Genomic DNA, 6,750 nt, shown 5'->3' with positions numbered 1-6,750 from the left:
AAACGAGGCCCGCAGGAGCGGTTGTTGCCGTCCCCCGGACCCTCCACCCGCCCGTCGCCACCCCCGGAAACCAGCCCATCCGCCGCGAGGGGGCCCAGCCCGTTCGAACAGACCCGACCCCTCAGTGCCCGGCCAGCCGGCATCGCCCGTCACCCGCCTTTTTCTTTTTCATACGCGGCCACCGGAAACCGTCAGGGCGACGGGTGGGTGGAGGGTGCGGGGGCGTTGAGCGCCATGGATGGCGCGAAACGAGGCCCGCAGGAGCGGCTGTTGCCGTCCCCCGGACCCTCCACCCGCCCGTCGCCAACCCCGGAAACCAGCCCATCCGCCGCGAGGGGGCCCAGCCCGTTCGACCAGACCCGACCCGCCCCCTCAGCGCCCGGCCAACTGCCGCAACACGTACTGCAGCAACCCACCGTGGCGGAAGTACTCCACTTCCTTCGGCGTCAACAGCATCACCGAAGCCTCGAAAGTCACCACCTTCCCATCGGCCTTCTTCGCGCTGACCATCGCACGCTTGCTGGCGCCATCCTGCAGGCCGGTGATGTCGAACACCTCCGACCCATCCAGGCCCAGCGACTGCGCGTTCTCACCGTTGCGGAACTGCAGCGGCAGCACGCCCATGCCGACCAGGTTGGAGCGATGGATGCGCTCGAAGCTTTCCGCGATGACCGCCTTGACCCCCAGCAGCAGGGTGCCCTTGGCAGCCCAGTCACGCGAAGAACCGGTGCCGTATTCCTTGCCGGCCAGCACCACCAGCGGCACGCCGTCGGCCTTGTACTTGATGGCCGCGTCGTAGATCGCCAGCTTCTCCGGCTCGCCGCCGCCGGCCGGGTAATACAGCGTGTTGCCGCCTTCTTCGCCGCCGAACATCAGGTTCTTGATGCGGATGTTGGCGAAAGTGCCGCGGACCATCACGTCATCGTTGCCACGACGGCTGCCGTAGCTGTTGAAGTCGGCCGGCTGCACCCCGCGCTCCTGCAGGAAGCGGCCGGCGGGCGATTCCTTCTTGATGTTGCCGGCTGGCGAGATATGGTCGGTGGTGATCGAATCACCGAACAGGCCCATCACCCGCGCCCCGTGTACATCGTCGATGGTGCCGACCTGCATGGTCATGCCATCGAAGTAGGGCGGGTTCTTGATGTAGGTGGACCCATCGTCCCACTCGTACAGATCGCCGTCGGGCGAGGCGATGGTGTTCCAGCGCGAATCACCCTTGAACACGTCGGCGTAGTTCTGTTTGAACATCTCCGGCCCCAGGGTCGCGGCGATGACATCGCCGATCTCCTTGTTGCTCGGCCAGATGTCGCGCAGGAACACCGGTTGGCCATCGCTGCCGGTGCCCAGCGGTTCGGTGGTCAGGTCGATGTCGGTGGTGCCGGCGATCGCGTAGGCCACCACCAGCGGCGGGCTGGCCAGGTAGTTCATCTTCACTTCGGGATGCACGCGGCCTTCGAAGTTGCGGTTGCCGGACAGCACCGAGGTCACCACCAGGTCGCCCTGCGCGATGCCGGCGCTGACTTCTGCCGGCAGCGGGCCGGAGTTGCCGATGCAGGTGGTGCAGCCGTAGCCCACCACGTAGAAGCCGAGCTTCTCCAGCTCGGTCAGCACGCCGGCTTTTTCGAGGTAATCGGTGACCACGCGCGAGCCTGGGCCGAGCGAGGTTTTCACCCATGGCTGCCGGTTGAGGCCGCGCGCGGCCGCGTTGCGGGCCAGCAGGCCGGCACCGATCATCACTGCCGGATTGGAGGTGTTCGTGCACGAGGTGATGGCGGCGATCACCACAGCGCCGTCCTTCAGCCGGAACGCCTTGCCATCCAGTTCCACGTCGGCCTGGCCCTTGGCCAGCTGCTCGTTGCCCACCGCCGTGCCACCGCCTTCGTTGACGAAGGTGGAGACGTCCACGCCCTTCTTGTCACGGTTGGTGGTCAGCCCGACCAGTGCTTCGCGGTAATTGGCCTGAACCTCTTCCAGCAGCACGCGGTCCTGCGGGCGCTTCGGCCCGGCCAGCGACGGCTTGACCGTACCCATGTCCAGCTCCAGCGTGGCGCTGTACTGGGCGTGCGCGGTATTGGCGTCGTGCCACAGACCCTGCGCCTTGGCATAGGCTTCCACCAGCGCGATCTGCTCTTCCGGGCGACCGGACAGGCGCAGGTAGTTCAGCGATTCCTCATCGATCGGGAAGATGCCGCAGGTCGCGCCGTACTCCGGTGCCATGTTGCCGATCGTCGCGCGGTCAGCCAACGGCAGGTGCTGCAGGCCGTCGCCGAAGAACTCCACGAACTTGCCGACCACGCCGTGCCTGCGCAACATCTGGGTGACGGTCAGCACCAGGTCGGTGGCGGTGGCCCCTTCGGGCATCTGGCCGGTCAGCTTGAAACCAACCACCTGCGGGATCAGCATCGAGGAGGGCTGGCCGAGCATCGCCGCCTCGGCTTCGATACCGCCGACGCCCCAGCCCAGCACGCCGATACCATTGATCATGGTGGTGTGGCTGTCGGTGCCGAACACGGTGTCCGGATAGGCGACCTGGGTGCCGTCCTTGTCCACGGCCATCACCACGCGGGCCAGGTTTTCCAGGTTCACCTGGTGGACGATGCCGGTATTGGGCGGCACCACCTTGAAGTTGTCGAACGCCTTCTGGCCCCAGCGCAGGAAGCCGTAGCGTTCCTGGTTGCGCTGGAATTCGATCTTGCCGTTGAGGTCCAGCGCGTCGGGCTTGCCGAACACATCCACCTGCACCGAATGGTCGATGACCAGCTCGGAGGGGATCTGCGGATTGATCTGTTCCGGGCTGCCGCCAAGCTTGACCACCGCATCGCGCATCGCCGCCAGGTCGACCACGCACGGCACGCCGGTGAAGTCCTGCAGCACCACGCGCGCGGGCATGAAGGCGATCTCGGTTTCCGGCTCGGCCTTCGGGTCCCAGGTCGCTACCGCTTCGATGTGGTCCTTGCCCACGGTGACGCCGCCATCCTCGTGCCGGAGCAGGTTCTCCAGCAGGATCTTCATCGAGTAGGGCAGGCGGGAAATATCGAAGCGCTGGCCCAGCTTGGGCAGGCTGAAGTAATCGTAGCGCTTGCCGCCGACATCCAGCTGGCTGCGCGTGGAGAACGAATCACTCATTGCAGATGACTCCTTTGCGAATTGGCTTGCAACGGCCGCGCACCAGGCGCGCCTGCTTGCTCAGCGTGAAATCTTACACATTCAGATGTAGCGCCGATGTCATCACGGCCCAAAAAGGGGACGGAGGGGATTAAGTCGTTTTCGCCCCCGTGAGAGCCTGAAACGACTTAATCCCCTCCGTCCCCTTTTTGAAAAGTATGTATAATTCTTACATACCGAAGAGGGCCTACCCATGGAAGCCACCGTAGCTGAACGCGGCCAGATCACCTTGCCCAAGGCGGTCCGCGATGCGTTGGGCCTGACCAAGGGCACCCAGTTGACCGTGGAGCTGGAAGGCGGCCGGATCATCCTGCGCAAGAGCGTGGATGACGCCATCTCGCGCGCCCGCGGCAAGTTCGCACTGGATGGCTTCGACTCCACCGATGCGGCTGTGAAGGCCGTCCGTGACGAGCAGTAAGCCGGCCATGATCGCCGTTGATTCCCCGGTCCTGATCGAACTGCTCAGCAATGGCCCGCAGGCCGATGCGGTGGAGGCCTGCCTGCGGCAGAGCCTGGTCGGCGGCCGCGTGGTGGTCTGCGGGGCGACCCTGGCCGAAGTCTGCGCCGCGCTGCGCGGCGGGGCCGAGGTGCTGGAGGCGCTGGAAGAAATGGGCGTGCATTTCAACGCGATGGAAGCCAAATCGGCCTTGCGCGCCGGGGAGATGCAACGCCGCCACCGCCAGCGCGGCAACGAACGCCGCAGCCTGGACGGCTTCATGGTCGGGGCCCACGCGCTGTTGCAGTGCGACGGCCTGATCACCTGGAACGACGCGTTCTATCGGGATTATTTCAAGGGCCTGAAGCTGATCGTGCCGCAGGCCTGAGCCGTACCTTTTTACCGCTTCATCCAATCGTTGTATTCACCGCATTACCCGGGAGTTGTCATGTTGGAAGCCTACCGCCACCACGTCGCCGAGCGCGCTGCGCTTGGCATCCCGCCCCTGCCGCTGACCGCGCAGCAGACGGCCGATGTCATTGAACTGCTGAAGAACCCGCCTGCCGGCGAAGCCGATTTCCTGCTGGACCTGCTGACCCACCGCGTGCCGGCCGGCGTGGATGATGCCGCCAAGGTCAAGGCCTCCTACCTGGCCGCCATCGCCTTCGGCAGCGAGCAGAACCCGCTGATCAGCCGCGAGCGCGCCACCGAACTGCTGGGCACCATGCTCGGCGGTTACAACGTCGCCCCGTTGGTCCAGCTGCTGGATGACGCCAGCGTCGGCGTGATCGCCGCGACCGCGCTGAAGAACACCCTGTTGGTGTTCGATGCCTTCCATGATGTGCAGGAAAAAGCCAAGGCCGGCAACGCCAACGCCCAGTCCGTGCTGCAGAGCTGGGCCGACGCCGAATGGTTCACCAGCCGTCCGGAAGTGGCCCAGAGCATGACCCTGACCGTGTTCAAGGTGCCGGGCGAAACCAACACCGACGACCTGTCACCGGCGCCGGACGCCACCACCCGCCCGGACATCCCGCTGCACGCCCTGGCGATGCTGAAGAACAAGCGTCCCGACGCGGCGTTCGTGCCGGAAGAAGACGGCAAGCGCGGCCCGATCCAGGAAATCCTGTCGCTGAAGGACAAGGGCCACCTGGTCGCCTACGTGGGCGACGTGGTCGGTACCGGTTCCTCGCGCAAGTCGGCCACCAACAGCGTGCTGTGGTTCACCGGCGAAGATATTCCGTTCATCCCGAACAAGCGTTTCGGTGGTGTCTGCCTGGGCTCGAAGATCGCCCCGATCTTCTACAACACCATGGAAGATGCCGGCGCGCTGCCGATCGAGCTGGACGTCACGCAGATGGAGCACGGTGATGTCATCGAGCTGCGTCCGTACGACGGCAAGGCGCTGAAGAACGGCGAAGTGATCGCCGAATTCCAGGTCAAGTCGGACGTGCTGTTCGACGAAGTGCGCGCCGGTGGCCGCATCCCGCTGATCGTCGGCCGTGGCCTCACCGCCAAGGCGCGCGAGGCGCTGGGCATGCCGGTGACCGACCTGTTCCGCCTGCCGGTGCAGCCGGCCGACACCGGCAAGGGCTTCTCGCTGGCGCAGAAGATGGTCGGCCGCGCCTGTGGCCTGCCGGAAGGCCAGGGCATGCGTCCGGGCACCTACTGCGAACCGAAGATGACCTCGGTCGGCTCCCAGGACACCACCGGTCCGATGACCCGTGACGAACTGAAGGACCTGGCCTGCCTGGGCTTCTCGGCCGACCTGGTGATGCAGTCGTTCTGCCACACTGCGGCCTACCCGAAGCCGGTCGACGTCAAGACCCACCACACCCTGCCGGAGTTCATCTCCACCCGTGGCGGCATCTCGCTGCGTCCGGGCGACGGCGTGATCCACAGCTGGCTCAACCGCATGCTGCTGCCGGACACGGTCGGTACCGGCGGTGACTCGCATACCCGCTTCCCGGTGGGCATTTCGTTCCCGGCCGGTTCGGGCCTGGTGGCCTTCGCTGCGGCCACCGGCGTTATGCCGCTGGACATGCCGGAATCGGTGCTGGTGCGCTTCAAGGGCAAGATGCAGCCGGGCGTGACCCTGCGCGACCTGGTCAACGCGATCCCGCTGTACGCCATCAAGGCCGGCCTGCTGACCGTGGCCAAGGCCGGCAAGAAGAACATCTTCTCCGGTCGCATCCTGGAAATCGAAGGACTGCCGGACCTGAAGGTCGAACAGGCGTTCGAGCTGTCCGATGCCTCGGCCGAACGTTCCGCTGCCGGTTGCTCGGTGCACCTGGACAAGGCGCCGATCATTGAATACCTGACCAGCAACATCACCCTGCTGCAGTGGATGATTGCCGAGGGGTACCAGGATCCGCGTTCGCTGCAGCGTCGCATCGACAAGATGAAGGAATGGCTGGCTGATCCGCAGCTGTTGGCACCGGATGCCGATGCCGAGTACGCCGCGGTGATCGAGATCGACCTGGCCGACATCCACGAGCCGATCGTGGCCTGCCCGAACGATCCGGATGACGTCAAGATGCTGTCCGAAGTGGCCGGTGCCAAGATCGACGAAGTGTTCATCGGTTCGTGCATGACCAACATCGGTCACTTCCGTGCGGCGGCCAAGCTGCTGGAAGGCAAGCGTGACATCCCGACCAAGCTGTGGGTGGCTCCGCCGACCAAGATGGATGCCTCCGAGCTGACCCGCGAGGGTCACTACGGCACCTTCGGCAGCGCCGGTGCACGCATGGAGATGCCGGGCTGCTCGCTGTGCATGGGCAACCAGGCGCAGGTGCGCGAGGGCGCGACGGTGTTCTCGACCTCGACCCGCAACTTCCCGAACCGCCTGGGCCGCAATTCGAACGTGTACCTGGGTTCGGCGGAACTGGCGGCGATCTGCTCGCGCCTGGGCCGTATTCCGACCAAGGAAGAGTACATGGCGGACGTGGGCGTGCTGGAAGCCAGCGGCGCGGAGATCTACCGTTACATGAACTTCGATCAGATCGAGGAGTATCAGGAAGCGGGCAAGCCGGTCGCCGCCTGATTGCGGTAGTGCCGACGTCGGTCGGCGCCTGCTGATACAGAACCCCCGGTGCAAGCCGGGGGTTTTTTATTGCGTGCAGAGCGGGGGGGGGGGGGGGGGGCGGGGGGGT

Annotated in this window: 4 protein-coding genes; 3 read left to right on the top strand and 1 reads right to left on the bottom strand. The window is 65.5% G+C overall.

Features of this window, described 5'->3' with window-relative positions; genetic code table 11:
* Nucleotides 1-372: 372 nt before the first annotated feature.
* Nucleotides 373-3,126: an aconitate hydratase AcnA gene (gene acnA, locus H9654_RS02945; protein ID WP_191768836.1), complete on the bottom strand. Its 2,754-nt coding sequence runs from the start codon at nucleotides 3,124-3,126 to the stop codon at nucleotides 373-375.
* Nucleotides 3,127-3,358: 232 nt separating this feature from the next.
* On the opposite strand from acnA, the gene H9654_RS02940 reads away from it, so the two are divergent.
* The 3 genes from H9654_RS02940 to acnB are packed head-to-tail and all read left to right on the top strand — an operon-like array spanning nucleotide 3,359 to nucleotide 6,641.
* Nucleotides 3,359-3,583, top strand: a complete 225-nt coding sequence (locus H9654_RS02940; protein WP_057687522.1) for an AbrB/MazE/SpoVT family DNA-binding domain-containing protein — start codon at nucleotides 3,359-3,361, stop codon at nucleotides 3,581-3,583.
* 7 nt (nucleotides 3,584-3,590) lie between these two features.
* Entirely contained in the window at nucleotides 3,591-3,989 is a 399-nt protein-coding gene (locus H9654_RS02935) for a type II toxin-antitoxin system VapC family toxin (RefSeq protein WP_191768834.1), read from the top strand.
* Between the two features lie 60 nt (nucleotides 3,990-4,049).
* Nucleotides 4,050-6,641: a bifunctional aconitate hydratase 2/2-methylisocitrate dehydratase gene (acnB, locus tag H9654_RS02930; protein ID WP_191768832.1), complete on the top strand. Its 2,592-nt coding sequence runs from the start codon at nucleotides 4,050-4,052 to the stop codon at nucleotides 6,639-6,641.
* The last annotated feature ends 109 nt before the right edge of the window (nucleotides 6,642-6,750 follow it).

It is taken from the genome of Stenotrophomonas lacuserhaii (assembly GCF_014836545.1).
GTDB lineage: Bacteria > Pseudomonadota > Gammaproteobacteria > Xanthomonadales > Xanthomonadaceae > Stenotrophomonas > Stenotrophomonas lacuserhaii.
This window is presented reverse-complemented; position numbering and strand designations above follow the sequence as displayed.